The 16,901-nt window shown below is 51.8% G+C and carries 14 protein-coding genes; 11 read left to right on the forward strand and 3 right to left on the reverse strand.

Annotated elements, in window-relative coordinates; genetic code table 11:
* Positions 1 to 122 precede the first annotated feature (122 nt).
* From prsT to P0Y67_RS13830, 5 genes are all read left to right on the forward strand, one after another.
* Complete coding sequence (gene prsT / locus P0Y67_RS13810; RefSeq protein ID WP_342392318.1) at positions 123 to 2,891, forward strand: XrtA/PEP-CTERM system TPR-repeat protein PrsT; 2,769 nt, start codon at positions 123 to 125, stop codon at positions 2,889 to 2,891.
* Between the two features lie 69 nt (positions 2,892 to 2,960).
* Positions 2,961 to 3,749, forward strand: coding sequence for a S1 family peptidase (locus tag P0Y67_RS13815; protein WP_342392319.1), 789 nt, complete (start codon positions 2,961 to 2,963; stop codon positions 3,747 to 3,749).
* Positions 3,746 to 4,186 (forward strand): VanZ family protein, encoded by a 441-nt coding sequence (locus P0Y67_RS13820; RefSeq protein WP_342392320.1) that lies wholly within the window; start codon positions 3,746 to 3,748, stop codon positions 4,184 to 4,186. Before P0Y67_RS13815 ends, P0Y67_RS13820 begins: the two co-directional genes overlap by 4 nt.
* Positions 4,187 to 4,268: 82 nt before the next feature.
* Positions 4,269 to 4,751, forward strand: coding sequence for a CreA family protein (locus P0Y67_RS13825; protein WP_342392321.1), 483 nt, complete (start codon positions 4,269 to 4,271; stop codon positions 4,749 to 4,751).
* Positions 4,752 to 5,058: 307 nt separating this feature from the next.
* Positions 5,059 to 6,711: an AMP-binding protein gene (locus P0Y67_RS13830; protein ID WP_342392322.1), complete on the forward strand. Its 1,653-nt coding sequence runs from the start codon at positions 5,059 to 5,061 to the stop codon at positions 6,709 to 6,711.
* Positions 6,712 to 6,812: 101 nt separating this feature from the next.
* Here the strand turns inward: P0Y67_RS13830 and P0Y67_RS13835 are convergent, their stop codons facing one another.
* Positions 6,813 to 8,657, reverse strand: a complete 1,845-nt coding sequence (locus P0Y67_RS13835) for a beta-ketoacyl synthase (protein WP_342392323.1) — start codon at positions 8,655 to 8,657, stop codon at positions 6,813 to 6,815.
* A gap of 210 nt (positions 8,658 to 8,867) precedes the next feature.
* On the opposite strand from P0Y67_RS13835, the gene P0Y67_RS13840 reads away from it, so the two are divergent.
* Positions 8,868 to 9,845, forward strand: coding sequence for a GlxA family transcriptional regulator (locus P0Y67_RS13840; RefSeq protein WP_342392324.1), 978 nt, complete (start codon positions 8,868 to 8,870; stop codon positions 9,843 to 9,845).
* Between the two features lie 171 nt (positions 9,846 to 10,016).
* A complete protein-coding gene (locus P0Y67_RS13845) occupies positions 10,017 to 10,559 on the forward strand; it encodes a hypothetical protein (RefSeq protein WP_342392325.1) in 543 nt (180 codons plus the stop codon).
* 104 nt (positions 10,560 to 10,663) lie between these two features.
* Here the strand turns inward: P0Y67_RS13845 and P0Y67_RS13850 are convergent, their stop codons facing one another.
* Positions 10,664 to 10,891, reverse strand: a complete 228-nt coding sequence (locus tag P0Y67_RS13850; RefSeq protein WP_027250975.1) for a hypothetical protein — start codon at positions 10,889 to 10,891, stop codon at positions 10,664 to 10,666.
* 285 nt (positions 10,892 to 11,176) lie between these two features.
* On the opposite strand from P0Y67_RS13850, the gene P0Y67_RS13855 reads away from it, so the two are divergent.
* From P0Y67_RS13855 to P0Y67_RS13870, 4 genes are read left to right on the forward strand one after another with little or no spacing between them, the layout of a single operon-like run.
* Positions 11,177 to 12,706 carry an ABC transporter substrate-binding protein gene (locus P0Y67_RS13855; protein ID WP_342392326.1) on the forward strand — a complete coding sequence of 510 codons (1,530 nt, stop codon included), beginning with the start codon at positions 11,177 to 11,179 and terminating at the stop codon, positions 12,704 to 12,706.
* Positions 12,699 to 13,652, forward strand: a complete 954-nt coding sequence (locus P0Y67_RS13860; protein ID WP_342392327.1) for an ABC transporter permease — start codon at positions 12,699 to 12,701, stop codon at positions 13,650 to 13,652. The genes P0Y67_RS13855 and P0Y67_RS13860 overlap by 8 nt, the downstream gene beginning before the upstream one ends.
* On the forward strand, positions 13,649 to 14,446 hold the full coding sequence (locus P0Y67_RS13865) for an ABC transporter permease (RefSeq protein WP_342392328.1): 798 nt from the start codon (positions 13,649 to 13,651) through the stop codon (positions 14,444 to 14,446). Before P0Y67_RS13860 ends, P0Y67_RS13865 begins: the two co-directional genes overlap by 4 nt.
* Positions 14,443 to 15,825, forward strand: coding sequence for an ABC transporter ATP-binding protein (locus P0Y67_RS13870; protein ID WP_342392329.1), 1,383 nt, complete (start codon positions 14,443 to 14,445; stop codon positions 15,823 to 15,825). The genes P0Y67_RS13865 and P0Y67_RS13870 overlap by 4 nt, the downstream gene beginning before the upstream one ends.
* Before the next feature lie 124 nt (positions 15,826 to 15,949).
* Here P0Y67_RS13870 and secF read toward each other — a convergent pair whose 3' ends face one another.
* Positions 15,950 to 16,864, reverse strand: coding sequence for a protein translocase subunit SecF (secF, locus tag P0Y67_RS13875; RefSeq protein WP_027250970.1), 915 nt, complete (start codon positions 16,862 to 16,864; stop codon positions 15,950 to 15,952).
* Positions 16,865 to 16,901: the final 37 nt, after the last annotated feature.

A 16,901-nucleotide genomic window follows, 5' to 3' on the forward strand; every position in this document is an offset into this window, starting at 1 on the left:
TCATGGTTATTTTTATGACCACGGTGAGTGCAACAGACGTTTTATGTCAAAGCGATTAGTCGCAGTGTCAAAAATGTGACTATCCTAAAAAAGTCCATCTGAAAATTCTGACAGGGATGATTATGGCTTTTTTACCTCGCACCACCTTTCATGTGCTGGCACTCGCTGGTGTTGTCGCTGTCACACTCACAGCCTGCGGTGAACAGTCTGTTGATGAGTACATGGCCAAAGCCGATACTTATCTCAGCAGCAATCAAATCAATGCTGCGGTTATTGAGCTGAAAAATGCCATACAGCAACACCCTGATGCCAATCAGGCCCGGCTTATGCTGGGTAAGATTTACCTGAGCCAGGGCGATTATGCCAGTGCCGAAAAAGAATTGTATAAAGCACTCAGAAGCGCCGACGAGCAGGACGCAATTGAGCCACTGCTTGCCCAGGCCTATCTGGGTCAGAAAAAAACAACGGATATCATTGACCTGGCCAAACGTCCCCGCAGCCAGCAAGCTAAAGCACTGGCAGATATTTACGCGATAGAAGCACTGGCTTTGTTGCTCGATAACGATCCGGATGGCGCTGAACAAGCCTTTCAGCGAGCCGAAGCAACCGGACAGATCACGCTCTATACCCGCCTTGCCAGAGCCAGTTTAGATGCCACCAGGGAGCTCAATGATACGGCGCTGAGCCAGGTCAGCAACATCGTACAAGTGTATCCCGCCAGCAGTGACGCCTGGCTGCTGAAAGGTCATATTGAAACCAGCATGGGTCATAACAAAGCCGCAGCAGAGAGCTATCGCAAAGCCGTAGACACCGCGCCGAAAGCCTTACAAAACACCCTGTATCTGGCACAGGCGCTGGTGAAAACGGAGCAGTACCAGGAAGCAGAAAAGTATGTCGATAATCTGCTGACAGTATTAAGCGGTCACGTACTGAGTAATGAATTGAAGGCCACCATTCTTTACGCCGAAGATAAACAGACTGAGGCAAAAGTCCACGCCGACTTAGCCATCCGAAACGGTTCAAGAAACCTGCCCACTTACCTGATTTCGGGGGTCGTTGCCTATAACCAGGGAAATTATGAACAGGCCAATGAGCGATTTGAAAAAGTCGCGCCTTTTGTCTCGCAAAACCATATGATCCAACGCCTGTACGCCTCCAGCCAGCTTAAGCTGGGCGACATTGAAGGCGCCATGCAAACCATGAATCAGTTCGATGCCTCAGACAAGGCAAGCAGCGACTTTATCTCAGATATGAGCCTGGAACTGGCCAAAGTCGGCCGTAATGATGCCGCTATGTCTCTGGCTGAAAAAGCCAATCAAAACCCAACCACCAGCAAGCAGCTGCGCTTAGGACTGCTTCAGTTAGCCAGTAATGATACGACTGGGGTCGACACTCTTCAGCACATTCTCGATACCGATCCAACCCTCGCCGAAGCGAATTTGGGGCTTGCCTATTATTACTTAAAACAAGGCCGGACCAGCGAGGTCAAACAGCTCGTTAATACCTGGCTTGAACGCAATCCGGACGATCAGACTGCCCAGATGCTTAATGCTCTGGTGCTGCAAATTGAGAAAAAGCCCGATCAGGCGCAAACAATCTATCAGCAGGTACTGGCAAAAGACCCCAAGAACGTGCAAGCCACTTTGGGGCTTGGCCAGATTGCCGCCAACAAAAATGATATGGACACCGCTTTCGGTTATGCCCGCACCGCCTATTCCCATTACCCGGGAAAGAATCTGACCACCCGGACACTGTACAAATATGGCCAGCTCAGCGGGCAACTGGACCAGGCTGTGTCTCTGGTCGCTGCTCAGGTCGAAGCACACCCGGATAATACCGCACTGAAATTAGATCTGGCTCGCGGTTATATGCTGCAAAAACACCCGGATCAGGCACTCAGTCTCATGACTAGTCTGACACCCCAGCAGCAAACCGCACAAAGCTGGCGGCTGCTGGGTGATATCTATTTCAGCCAGCGCGACTACCGTCAGGCCGAGCCTGCCTACACCAGATGGCTGGAGCAGGATGTCCTCAGCCAGCAAGCCTATATGCGCAATATCCAGATTAAAGAATTAAACAACAAAATGAGAGACAGTCTTCTCCTTGCCGAAAAAGCCGAGCAGTTATTTCAGAAAACGGCGGTCTTTTCGCTGATGAAAGCCGGGCTGCAACTGAAGCTGGACAATGCCAGCGCCAGCCAGGCCACGCTGGATGCTCTGCCGGACAACGTAAAGACACAAGCGTATTTCATGCGATTACAAGCCCTGAATTACCTGCAGCGCAAAGACTTTACCCGGGCTGTTGAGTGGCAACTGAAACGCTATGATGCCTCACCTGGGATCGCCAGCGCCAACGATGTGGCCACTGCTTATTCATTAAACCAGCAACCTCAGGAAGCCATTGCATTCTTGCAGGGGGTCATCAAAGAATACGGTGATAAAGCCGCGCCCTTGCGCCTGACACTGGCCCAGCTGCAATTTGAACAGCAGCCTGAACAAGCCATTGCGCAGTATCGGCACATTCTGGAGCAACAGCCTGATAATGTCGTGGCTTTGAATAATCTCGCCTGGCTGTATTTGTCTCAGGAAAAGTATCCGCAAGCCTGCGACAGTGCGTCGAAAGCCTTAGGATTGGCTCAGGAGCACCCACAGATTCAGGATACCTACGGTTATTGCCTGCTGAAATCAGGACAGGCCGCCAATGCGCTGCCAATGCTGGAAAAAGCCTACAAACAGGCACAGACTAACCCTGAGATCGCCCTTCACTATGCAGAAAGCCTGCTGGCAAACAATATGAAGGAAAATGCACGAGAAATTCTCATTGGCGTGACGACGTCCGATCCTAAACTGCTGATGCTAAAGAGCAAACTGGAAGAACAAATCCGGCTGTAAACTCAACGCCCCGCAGTGCGGGGCGACAGGTTCACCCTATTTTCTGCCAGCGTCAAAGGACAAAAAATCATGCTTTTCTGTACCTGTCGAGTCACTCTGCTCATCGTACGAACTCTGCTCTGCCTCGGCTGCATGCTGCTGGCCACCGCGAACACACAAGCCGCATTGCCAGATGTTATTGCGAAAATTAAACCTTCAGTTGTCGGAGTCGGCACTTACAACAAACTGGCAACGCCGCGGGCGAATCTCATCGGGACTGGCTTTGTCGTCGGCGATGGCACACTGATTGCCACCAATAATCACGTTGTGCCCACTTCCATCGAAGTGGATACAAACACCGGCTTTGTTGTCTTTGTCGGGACAGGCACTTCACCGGATGTCCGCACCGCAACAGTCGTTGCACGTGACAGTGAGCACGATCTGGCATTGCTGAAAATCACTGGCAGCCCCTTACCAAGCTTACATCTCTCTCCGCGCCCGGTGCGTGAAGGTGAAATATACAGCTTCACTGGTTTCCCGATAGGTGCAGTGCTCGGCCTGTATCCGGTGACACACAGAGGCATGGTATCCAGCATTACGCCGATTGCAGTACCGGCCCGCACCGCAAAAGAGCTTTCCGTCGCTCGCCTCAAACACCTGAAAAATCCTTTTGTCGTCTATCAGTTTGATGCCACGGCCTACCCCGGAAACAGCGGCAGTCCGGTCTACCATCAGGACACAGGTGAAGTCATCGCCGTTATCAATAAGGTCTTAGTGCAAACCAGTAAAGAAAACGCACTGAGTCAGCCGAGTGCCATCACTTATGCCATTCCCGTTCGGCATCTGAATCAGTTGTTAAGCTCACGCTATAAACCATGAGAAAGCATGCTGAACCTATATCACTGTATGTTTCGCTGAAAGAGCGGCAATTACTGATATGGATATGGCTGCTATTCGGCTTATATGCCGTTTTTATCGCAGGACTTACCTTAATGCCGGCCGCAGAGAAAGGGTCACTGGCCGACTTAGACAGCTACGGCATATCCGGCCTGGATAAACTGCTTCATGTACTGACTTATATGTTTTTCGCCATGCTGGCACTGTGTGTCAGCCAGCAATACCGTTTCTACTTTACCTTGCTGATCGGGCTGATGATTTTTGCCAGTCTGCTCGAAATTTTCCAGGGCATTCTTGATCTTGGGCGCGAGAGCTCTTTTTCCGATGCCGTGGCAAATCTTTCTGGAGTCATGCTGGGCGGGTTGCTATCTTGGTACCTGGAACGGCATGCTGCCACAAAAAGCGGCAGAAAACGCTAAATGTACGCACAATCCGCGAGAGCGTGATTATTTTCCGGACACCGTTCCACTCACTATTCTTACAGAACAATGGAGACTTTGAATGAAGCGCGCTCTGCTCTTTTCTGCCATGATCGCAGGAGCATCCTTACTGGCAGGCTGTTCAGACAACGAAGTCGGTGACGTCAGTCTGGGCGTATTTACCACTAAAGACATCAAACTGAATGTGCTCAGTGATCCGCTGGTACCTGGCGTCACTTGCCACATTGCCAGTATTGAAGCGGATCTGGATTTTTCCGATCCCAGTGATTCATCCATTTCCTGCCGGCAAACCGGTGAAATTACCCCGGAAATGATCGCCGCGATTGATAAATCGAAATCGGGTGATGTGGTATTCAAGAAGTCAAAAAGTGTCTTTTTCAAAACCATGAAAATTCGCCGGGTCTTTGACCACGACAGCCAGACACTGATGTATTTGTCTTATTCCACCAAAGAAACATCAGGCAGCTATAAGCACAGCCTGTCCACAGTGCCACTCTGGGGTACCAAAGCGTATCAGGCACCTGTCACACCACAAGCACAGTAACTGAAATCCTTCATTCAGGTTTCTGTTTACATTCAGTAACAAAAACACATGCATACTGCATCGCAGCTCTGACAATTCACAGAGCTGCTGCAGGTGCACGGTTAGCCCGTATCTCTTTCAGCTTTCTCAATGACTTAAACCGCTATTTTTGATCTCTAAGTTAGATTTTTACCGCAAATTCAATACAGTGATATCTTGACGCTCCACCTAAAGCCGCATTTAATTATTTAACAAGATAATAACAACCACGGAATGGAACATTACAATGACTTTGCCTTTACAGCCAAACACATTAAGGGATTCGCTCATGACGCAGGCATTACCTCATGAACGCATGTTGACATGGGCAGAAGAGCGCCCGGATGACATTTTTCTCCGCCAGATCATTAATCGGCAGTTTACCGATTTTACCTACGCTGAAGTGGTCGACAAGGCGCTGAGCCTTGTCAGCGCATTACGTGCACAGGGCCTCATGCCCGGCGACAAAGTGGGTTTGATCTCGAAAAACTGCGCTGAATGGTATATCTGCGATCTGGCCATGATGCTCGGCAGTTACATCAGCGTACCTATCTTTCCTACTGCGGGTGCAGACACCATAGAGTACTGCCTGACTCACAGTGAAGCTAAGCTGGTTTTCATTGGTAAACTGGATGATAACCGCGCGATCAATACCGTCTGTCACAATCTTGAAGAGATGATCACGGTCAGCTTCCCCTACCCGAATACGCCCGAGTGCCAGCATTCACTCAATGAGTTAATTGACTCGCACACCCCGAGTGAAGAGCGTCCTTCCCATCAGGACAACGATGTGATGTCGCTGGTGTACACATCCGGCACATCAGGATTACCCAAAGGGGCCATTCTCTCTTACGGTGGCTTTGCTTTTTCAGCGCAGAACCTCATCGAGCATATCGGCATCGTCGACAATGAACGTCTGTTCTCCTACCTTCCCCTGGCTCACATCACAGAGCGTGTCTATATCCTGGGCACATCAATGATGGCAGGTGTGCAGGTTGCTTTTCCTGAATCACTGGATACTTTCATTGAAGATGTGAAAATGCACCGCCCGACATTATTTATTTCAGTTCCTCGCCTCTGGACCGTGTTCCAGCAACGAATTCTGGAAAAATTGCCGCAGGCAAAACTGAACATTTTGCTGAAAATCCCCTTTGTGTCCGGCCTGATCAAACGCAAACTGGCTGACGGACTGGGCCTGAATGAAGCGCGCGTATTAGGCTGCGGTTCGGCACCGGTTTCACCGGCCCTGCTGCGCTGGTATGAGAGCATCGGGCTTAATATCACCGAAGCCTGGGGGATGACGGAAAACTATGCCTATGGCACACTCAATCTTCCGTTTCGTAGCGACAAAATCGGTACGGTAGGCAGTGCGGGGCCGGGAGTGGACATCAAGATCGCCGAAGATGATGAAATTCTGGTGCGCAGCAAAGGTCTGTTTTCTGGTTACTACAAAAACGACATCGCGACCAGAGAAAGCTTCAATGATGAAGGCTGGCTGCATACCGGCGACCTTGGCAGTCTGGATGAAGAAGGCTTCCTGACGATTCAGGGCCGGAAAAAAGACAACTTCAAAACAGCGAAAGGCAAATTCGTTTCACCGGTTCCGATTGAAAAACGCCTCTTTGAACTTTGTGGCATTGAAATGATGTGTGTGGTGGGTTCAGGTATGCCCGCCCCCATACTGCTGGCGGTAGCGCATGCTTACCCTAATTTTGACCGGGACAGATATGCGAAAAAAGTGAGCCGGGCAATCGACACTATTAATAAAGAATTGGAATCACACGCCAAGATCAAAGGTGTTCTGATGATCAAAGAACCCTGGAGTATTGAGAACGGTATTCTGACCCCTACGCTGAAAATTAAGCGTCATGTACTGGAAAAACAGTATCACGATACCGGCTGTCAGTGGCCAAAAGATCAGCTGATCCAGTGGGAAGAATAAAGACCGCAACTGTCATCGCAACAGCAAGCGGTTATTCACAAATGCAATAATAAACGGGCAGCTTAAAGCTGCCCGTTTTTTTGTTAAAGACAACGAATGGGTTATTCGTAATCGGCGTACGGATTTGCCGTTGGCAATGCAATGGCCTCACCAAAGGCCGACAGTGTCAGGCTGTCCTGTGTCATTGTCACCGAGGTTTCATCCATCACAGACTCACCAAAGTAATAGCGGATTTCTTCCTGTCCCTGACAAGCCTGCTGATCATGCTCAGCGGAAACGCCACGCACCTTGACATTACGTGCAAGATATTCAGCGATAGCAAGCTGGCCGTATTTCTTTTGCAGCATCGCCAGGGTTTTCTGCGGCGACAGCACCAACGCTGAGGCATTGTTGCCACCAAAACCTTTGGCATTAATGATCACCCCCTGCATATCATCACCCGCTGTGCCGGCAAAGTAATGATCCATAAGAATATTCAGATTAGACTGATGCACATCATCGGCAATATGATCAATGGTCTTGATGCCCGGAATCCAGCCGTACTGCCAGACACCCAGAGAAGCCATCAGCTGATCGCCGGCTGCCGCACTCATAGAATGACCGACATAAGATTTAATCGCCGTCACCGGCCAGTTTTCAATGCCAAAAGTCTTTGCCACTTCGTTGAGTATGTGGCTTTCCGTAACTCGGTTTTGCGGTGTACCTGTACCATGGGCCTGAACAAAGGTTTTCTTCACACCGTCCGGACCAAGAATGGCCTGTGCCAGCGCCGCGGCCTTGGCAACAGTGACATAGTTGCCTACCCCAGGCGCAGAGATAGATTTCTTATTGCCATCGGCATTGATAAACACATCGGCAGCAGAACCATAAATATTGGCCCCCAGTTTCAAGGCCAGCTCTTCTTCCATCAGCACCACAAACTGGGCTGACTCTGCCATGGTAAATCCGGCGTTATCAGAAAACGGACGACAGGCACGGCGGTTATCTACGGTTTCGCTATCATCCAGCGCGCAGATTTGTGCGTCTTCGGCTAGCGCCCCCATCACGCGAAAACCTTCCATGATTTCAGAGACCACAGGCGCTTCGGCGTTTCCGACAATCGCCACTTTGGCCGCACCACTTTGGATGTCTTGCATGCCTTGACGCAAATTGTACAGGAAGGTTGCACAGGCTCCCATGTTGGTACCCGTTGTCCCCACGCTGTTAATCACATAGCCGTTGATGAAATCGGCCGGCATTTCAGCCAGCGATAAAGCCATCATTTTCGAGCTGACCCGACCGCCGGTAAGCGGTGCGGCAACCATACCGGCTATGGATTGATCATCAATCTGCGCCAGCGCACTACCGGCATACACGGCAACTTCGTCTGGACGGATATGGGTCAGTATTTCCGACCAGTCGACCCCCAGGGAATTGAGCGCATCTGAGGCGCCGTAAATGGTCAGTTGCAGTCCGCGCGGATGAAACCGTGAGTTATACAGCTTACCCGGTTCAAAGCCACGGGGAATGTTGCCGCCACTGCTGACAGGGAAAGTGACATGATCGGCCAGCAGCGCATCCAGCTCACCGGTTACCGTGATATGGACTTTGCTGCCCTCTTCTTCCAGGTGCCAGTTCTCCGGCACATGAGCAGGCAGCTTTGATTTGCGCAGTGTGAAACAGATCTGTTCATTACCGCCTGAAATCGCTGTTTTATATTGTTGCAGTACACGATCAGGATCGAAGGTTTCAATGCGGCGAATCAAAGTGCCGTCCTTGATAGCCTCAATCACAGTGTCAGTGACGTCACCGTCTGCCAGGCCCATTCGGTGCGCCAGATCTTGCCAGGTTGAATGCATATCGCTGGCCGGCAGTATGTCTGCCAGCATACGTTTATAGCTGTGAAAACCTGAACTACGACCTGCGGCATTGATGCCGCCCATTCCGACAATCAGAGGTAATTTCATTGTATGCTTCTTGCTTCATGATTTATTTGTCTATCAGATTACCAAGTTCCACTGGCATTTCACCTGGCTTTTACGCCATAATTACTGACATAAACGCCAAACCTACTCAAGATGACAAATTTGTGTCGGGATGAGCTGCCGGCTTCAGCTCAGGTTCAGAAAAAATCGCCCCGTTTCTGTCTCCATTACGTTTAAAACAGAGCGCTGACCATGAAGATTGCCTTTGTCCTTTATCCGCGTGCATTAATCACGGGTATTTCTCTTGCTGCAGAGATGCTGAGCAGTGCTGCCAGCCTGAGGCCCAAACAGGATCAGAGGTCAAAACCCGTGTCAATTTCGGTTGTTGCAGAGAGTCTTTCACCGCCAGCGGTCAAATCCGGCCTGCGGTTACAACCGGAACTGACGCTGAAAGCTTCCGGGCAATTCGATTTTGTGATTCTGCCGCCCATCTGGGGCAACCCGATCTCCGCGCTGAAGCAATGCCCGGAACTGGTGTCATGGCTGACTCACCAGTATCAGCAGGGTGCCAAAATTATCGCAACCGGCACAGGCGTCTGCTGGCTGGCCGAAACCGGACTGCTTGATCAGCAAGTCGCAACCACGCATTGGTACTATTACGATAAGTTTGCCGCACGCTACCCGGCGGTTGTTCTGAACCGCCAGGCATCCATTACTGTTGCCAATGGTTTGTATTGTACCGTCAGTATTAACTCGCAATCAGAACTGATCCTGTACCTGATTCGCGAGCATTTTGGTCAGAGCGTGGCGAAAACGGTCGAAACACATTTCGGGCATGAGATCTCGCAGTCTGATCAGCAACCCTTTTATCAGATAGGCGGAGAGGTCCAGTTTGACGAATCCATCGCGCTGGCGCAGGACTGGCTCAAACGCAACTTATCCCGGCCGATCACGGCAAAAGACGTTGCAGAGCAGTGCGGCTTGCCATTGCGGACTTTTCAACGCCGATTCAAAACCCAGGTCGGCCAGACCCCGCATGAATATTTACAGTCTTTGCGCATGGAAGCGGCACAAATCCTGTTGCGGGACTTTGGATTGTCTGTTCAGGATGTTGCAGAGCAGGTCGGTTACCGTGACGCCCATCATTTCAGTACCCGTTTCCAGCAACAGTTTACACTGAGCCCGTCTCAGTACCGTCATATGGTCAAAGCGAAGATCTACCAGGCCTGAATTACTCACTTATGAGATTCCGCATCACTTAATTGCCAGATCAATAACTTAGCTCTATCCACTGCCCCACTGATAGTCACCCAGTCGCTATGCTATTAGTAACGAACAATTCAATAAGGTCTCGAGTTTAACTGGGGTAATACCTGTCTCGATGAACTGGAAAATCAAGTGATGTATGGTCGTCTCCCAGTATTTTTCATGCTGTTCGTAGCCTACTCTGCTGCCAGCGCCCCTCCTCAGCCTCTGCCGACCAGCACCACAAAACTGGATGATCGCTCCTGCCGGTTAGACCTGTACCATCTGGCCAGAAATCAGTACAACAACATTGAAGCGGATTTTCAGATTGCGCTCGTCGCGGATCACGGCTTTAACCGGCGGTATGTCGCACTGAAAGCCGATATCTCTTATCCAGTTGGCTTTGAAAACTTCAGTTATTTTCGTACCGGTCAGCCTGTTGAGATTTTTACCGCGGACTGGAAAAAGTATTACGGCAATCTGAACCTGTCAGACGCTTCCCGCAGTTACAGCATTGCCCATTTGGTCAGATTAGGCAGCACGAGTCCGAGGCAAGCTTTTGACCTCTTAGTCAGGCTGATCGCAGAAGATGAAGGCCGTTTTGAGTTGCACAGTGCCAGCAAGCACTATCGATTCTATCTGGAGGACGGTCATCTGGGTGATTTTTTGGATTGCCTGAGAAACCAGGTGACAAAATAAGAGAAACAGCAGCAGGGGAGTTATCTCGGGGTTAACATCACAGCCACTGAAAGAGCAAACGCCAGCACTGTGTGCTGGCGTTCAATGTCTGGCATGTGTGAATCTTATCGGCTTTGAACCGGCTCGTATTCACCTTCAATAACGCGCCCTTTTGGCGTCGTATTATCAGCTTGTGCTGCATTGAAAGTGGCAAATTCTTTCGCTAGCTTTCGCTTGAGGAATGGCTGAGCAATAAATGCAATCAACGCCATCGTCAGTCCCATGACTGCCGCAAAGGTCAACGCAAAGAAACCTATAACCAGTGCGATCACACCAGTAAGGATATTTTTCATCTGTCACCTCATTATCAGGTACAGGAAACAGGACAATACCTGTATCCAGACACTCAGCCTCGCACAACAAAGTTGAATGGAGCTTGAACAGACCATGAGTTATTAGCATTTATTCGCTTACCACTAGCACGAGCAGCCGCTTCAGACATACCGGCATGACCTGATTTCAGCTGTCAGTCTTCGAGATCATTCACTTTTCTTATGCTCCATAAAAAATCCACTGGACATGAAAACCTTTCTCATGCTGCAATGTTGTTATGTTATAACAAAACAATTTAAAGGAACATGAAAAAAATCTTATTACTCGCCTTAGTGGCGGCGGCTGGCATCCTCGTCTTTTGGCAACCGTCTTCGCCGGCCCACCAGACTCTGGCCATTTCCGGCCCGTTTGAATTTAACAGTCAGGATCTGTCGAAAGACGGATTTCTGTTTTCCCGCCTGCAAGTGGTGGAATCACTGGTCGGCATCAATGAACAGGCAGAACTCTATCCGCTGCTGGCAGACAGCTGGCAGCAAAGTGCAGACGGTATGAGCTGGGTATTCAACATCCGGCCGGAGGTTAAATTCCACGACGGCAGCCTGCTGACAGCCGAAGCAGCAGCGCAGTCACTCAATCAGGCACTCGCTAAACCGGGCGTCATTCGCCAGGTGCCGATACAGTCGATTCAGGCCAGGGATAATCAGGTGATAATCACGCTGGAGCGCCCGTTCCGCGCGCTGCCTTCTGTTCTGGCACACTACTCGACCGCTATCGTGATCCCCGGTTCTTTCAGCGATAACGGTAAGATCGTGGCACTTCAGGGCACAGGTCCGTATCAGATTGCAGAGCTGCAGCCGCCGCACAAAGCCAAAGCCAGCCGTTTTGCCGACTACTGGGGCCGGAAAGCGCACATTGAAACCATTGAATATCTGGCGGGCCACCGTTCTGAAAGCCGGGCGTTACTGGCGCAAAGTGGTCAGATGGATCTGGTTTACACGCTGGATCCTATCAGTATTGAGAGTCTGAAAGCTGCCAACAATCTGCAGATGCATGTAGAGTCCATGCCGCGTACTGTGCTGGTAAAACTCAACAACGCACATCCGTTTCTCAACCACAAGTCCGTACGTCAGGCATTGAGTCTGGCGCTGGATCGGGAAGGGATTGCGCAATCGGTGCTGCGCTTACCGGGTTCGGCAGCCTACCAGCTTTTTTCCCCGGCATTAGGGGCCTGGCATATCGATCAGCAAGCCACGGCCCAGCGCAACCTTGAACGGGCCAGAGACCTGCTCGCGGAACAAGGCTGGCGAGCTAACGATAAGGGTCTGCTGGAAAGAGACGGCAAGGTTTTCCGCATTCAGCTTGTCACTTACGCCGACCGCCCTGAGCTGCCGCTGATCGGCACCGCGCTCCAGGCACAATGGCGTGAGCTGGGCATAGATGTTCAGATTTCTATTGATAACTCCAGCGCGATCCCGGCCAAACATCATGACAACAGTCTGGAAATGGCACTGATCGCACGTAACTTCGGCACTCTGGCAGACCCATTGCCTTTGCTGATGAACGACTTCGCCTCCGAAAAAGGCTCAGACTGGGGACCGATGCACTGGTCTTCACCAACCTTCAGCCACCTGCTTGCACAGCTGGCGGCGGAGCCAGACTCAGCGCAATACCGCCAACTGGCCCGACAGGCAGCCGGCTTACTGGCCGATGAAATGCCGCTGATTCCGGTAACCTATTACCGTCAGATTGTTGCGGTAAACGATAAGATCAGCGGCTTCTCATTCGACCCGTTTGAAATCAATTACCGGGTGTCGGAGATGCAGTTCAATGATTAAGATTCTGTTTTCTCGACTCTGCCAGGCGCTGTTTGTCGCCTGGTCAGTCGGCACGCTGACCTTTGTGCTGATGCGCCTGATCCCGGGTGACATCGCTTATCGTATTGCAGCAGGACGTTATGGCTACGACTACGTCGATGCCGAAGCGGCGCAAGCCGTTCAGAGTGAACTGGGGCTGGATCGCTCCGGCATTGAGTTGTATTTCAGCTGGTTGTGGGATCTGCTGCACTTTAACCTGGGTAACTCTTTGGTCAGCGGCGAACCTGTGGTTCAGGCGCTGTCTCATCAGTTAGGTCACTCATTGCTGCTGGCGGCGGCAGCCACTGGTTTATCGCTGTTCATTGCGATTCCGGTCGGCCTGTACTGCGGGCGCCGCGTTAATCAGTGGAGCGACCATGCTGCACTGTTCAGCGCCATTATCATTAAAGCCCAGCCGGTCTTTCTGATTGGCCTGCTGCTCGTTCTGGTATTCGCCTTACATTTCAACCTGTTCCCTGTGGCTGGTTTCGGCAGTCCGGAATATCTGGTATTGCCTGCGCTGTCACTGGCACTCAGTATGGCAGCCATGTCGAGCCGTATGATCCGCAACTCAACCCATCAGGTGCTGAACGCGCCCTACTTTCAGTTTGCCAGACTGAAAGGGCTGAGCCACGAACAAGCATTTAGCCGCCACGGCCAGCTGAATATTGCGCTGCCCGTCATGGCTTTCGTCGGCATTCAGGCTGTCAGCCTGGTGGAAGGTATTGTGATGATTGAATCGCTGTTCTCCTGGCCCGGTATCGGCCATGCTTTATCCCACGCGATTTTTCGTCGCGATATCCCGATGATCCAGGGTGCCGCCCTGCTGATGGGCCTGTTGTTTGTTGCCATCAATACACTGATCGACATCTCACAGTACCTGCTTGATCCGCGCCAGCGGCTGGCTAAGCAGCAGGTGATGGTATGACAGTATTCACATCACTTTCCCGCAGCCAGTGGCTGGGTCTCTCTGTGCTTGCCACACTGGTACTGTTCACCGTAATCGAAACACTGGTTTACCGTGGCGATCCGGCGCAGCAATCGCTGTCTCAGGTTTTTGCCGCACCAAGCTGGCAGGAACCGCTGGGCCGCGACCATTACGGGCGCAGTAACTATGCCCGCCTTGGCAGCGCCATTACAACATCCTTGCTGATGGCACTGGTGAGTGTGGCAACCTCTGCGGCGCTCGGCCTGCTGACTGGCATCATCGCAGCATGGAAAGGCGGCTGGTGGGATAAAACCCTGTCCTGGCTGGTGAACATCTTGCTGTCGTTGCCGGGTTTGATTCTGGTGCTGCTGTTTGGCGCTATGGTACCGGGCTCCTTTATGATCTTGTATCTGGCGATTTCACTGATGCTCTGGGTTGAATATTTCCGGGTAGTTCGCAGCCGTACGCTGGTGCTGCTGCGCTCTGCGGAGATCGAAGCCTCCCGCCTTTATGGTTTCGGCGTGTGGTACCAGTTCAAACGCCATCTCTGGCCAGAGCTGAAAACGGATCTGTTCACTCTGGGATGTTTCGGCGCCGGTAATGCCATTCTGGCACTGGCTTCGATCGGTTTTCTCTATGTCGGACTCAAGCCGCCCGAAGCCGAGCTGGGCCTGATGATGGTGGAATTGTTCCGTTACTATCAGCAGGCACCCTGGGTACTGATGCAACCCATCGCGGTAGTCTTTTTATTGGTGATGAGTTTCCACCTGCTGGCACAAGGTAAGCAGTCATGAGCATACTATTAAATGTCGAACACCTCTCGGTACAGGCGCAGCAGCAAATGCTGGTCAATCCGCTGTCCTTTGAATTGCGACAAGGTGAAGCCGTCACTATTCTCGGTGAAACCGGCTCAGGAAAAAGCCTGTTAGCCAATGCCATTATCGGCACCCTGCCCGGCACACTGTCGATGCAAGGGCGCATTAATCTGTTCGGACAGGCTCAGCAGGATTTGAGCCTGTCCGAACGGCAGAAACTGTGGGGAAAAAAACTCTCGGTGCTGCCGCAAGAGCCCTGGTATGCATTGAGCCCGCTGATGGCCGTGGGTGAACAGGTCCGTGAAGTGCATGAGATAGTCAATAATGACCCAGCGCAGGCACACTCACAGACCGAGCGCGCGTTCACCAGCGTGGCGCTGGAACAGGATATGGCAAAGTACCCGCACCAGCTCTCCGGTGGCATGGCGCAGCGGGTGGCGTACCTGTGTGCAACGCAGGCAGGCGGTGAGCTGCTGATCGCCGATGAACCGACCAAAGGGCTGGATGCCAGCCGCAAAGATCAGATCATCGATCAACTCGTCAGCCATAAACAACGAGGCGCCGTGCTGACCATTACCCACGATATTGAAGTCGCCCAGCGCTTAGGTGGGGAAATCATTGTGATGAGAAAAGGCGTGATTCAGGAACGCGGCCCGGCCGGGCGTCTCCTGCAACAGCCGGTATCGGCTTACGCCAAAGCATTGATCGCCGCCGATCCCCGTTTCTGGCCGCAGGCAAAGCTGCCCGACACAGGCCAGCCGCTGATAGAGGCCGAATCCCTTACCATGCAATTTGGTGATAAAACCCTGTTCCGCGATCTGAGTTTTACCCTGGCAGCAGGTGAGATTCTCGGCATCAGCGGTGACAGCGGCTGTGGTAAGTCAACACTCGCAGATCTGATACTGGGCTTACAGAGCCCCTCAGCGGGGTGCATGACGTACAAGCAGCGGCTCAGGACAGGTGATGCACTGAAACTGTATCAGGATCCCCCCAGCGCCCTTGCCAAAAGCGCCACGCTGCAAACTCTGCTCAATGATTTGTGCCGTCACCATCAGCTGGATACCCGCAATATTCAGCCGCTGATGCAACGACTGGCACTTTCAGACGATCTGCTGAGCCGTAAAGCGACTCAGGTCTCTGGCGGTGAACTGCAGCGCTTTGCCGTTCTGCGGGCATTGCTGATGAAACCTAAACTGCTGATCGCCGATGAGCCCACATCGCGTCTCGATCCCATTACAGCTGCCAGTACGCTCCAGCTGATTGTGGAACTGACTCAGGAAATGGGTTGTGCTTTAGTGCTTATCAGCCATGACAAAATAGCGCTGGAGAAAACCTGTCACAAGATCATTGCGTTGTAGAGATAAACCGACTCAGGAAGATTGAGACAGGTGCCGAAGTCTGGCTATAACAAGGGCAAATCAGATTCCAACGGTAAAGCAAAAAAAGAGGTCAGCGTGAGCTGACCTCTTTTTATCTGCTAAATTAAGGCGCCGAATCGACCTCAGCCGGCAGATAATGTTTCGGCTCCAGCTTTAACCATTCAGGTAAAACAGTCCCAATCGAAATCGATGACCAGGTACCGGAAATGATGCCGATAAACATCGCGGTCGCGAAACCTTCCAGGGGTGTCCCGCCCATCAGCCAGAGTGCGGCAACAGTGATCAGCGTAGTGCCAGAGGTCACCATGGTGCGTGAAAACGTCGCGATCACTGCCTGATCATTGATATCCGGCGTCGGCGTTTGCTGTTTCGCCACCAGCATTTCGCGAATCCGGTCTGCAATAATGATCGAATCATTCAGCGAATAACCCAGAATCGCCAGCACTGCAGCAAATACCGTGAGGTTAAATTCCATCTGGGTCAGCGCAAAAAAGCCCAACACCAGGACGACGTCGTGAATCAGCGCCAGCAAGGCCCCGCTGGCCAGCCGCCACTCAAAACGGAAGCAGAGGTAACCCAAAATACACAGGATGCACACCAGCAGTGCTAATCCTCCCTGCTCGACCAGATCCTGTCCGACCTGAGATCCCACCATGCTGTTGCTGATGATCTCCACCTGGCCGGACACCTGATGCAGCAACTGTTCGACATCAGGAACTGTCTGTCCTGCCTCTGCTCCTTGTTCAGGCAACGCGTAGCGAATCACCCAGCGCCCGTCAGCCCCGGACCTCGTCACTGAGGTGGAATCACCCAGCGCCGGTTTCAGCACCTCCAGCAGTTGGTGGCTGGTGACCGAGCGGCTGATCGCCGTCTCGGTCACCATACCGCCGGTAAAATCCAGCCCCATGTTCAAACCTCTGATGGCAAAAGCTGCCAGCGAAATCACCATCAGCGCGATAGACACAATACTGGTGATGTAACGGATATTCCGAATCCGGGATTTCAAATAACTAGCCATCTTTACACCCTCACATCACGACGGTTGTCGCGTCCCA

It is taken from the genome of Photobacterium sp. SP02 (assembly GCF_038519165.1).
GTDB classification, from domain to species: Bacteria; Pseudomonadota; Gammaproteobacteria; order Enterobacterales; family Vibrionaceae; genus Photobacterium; species Photobacterium halotolerans.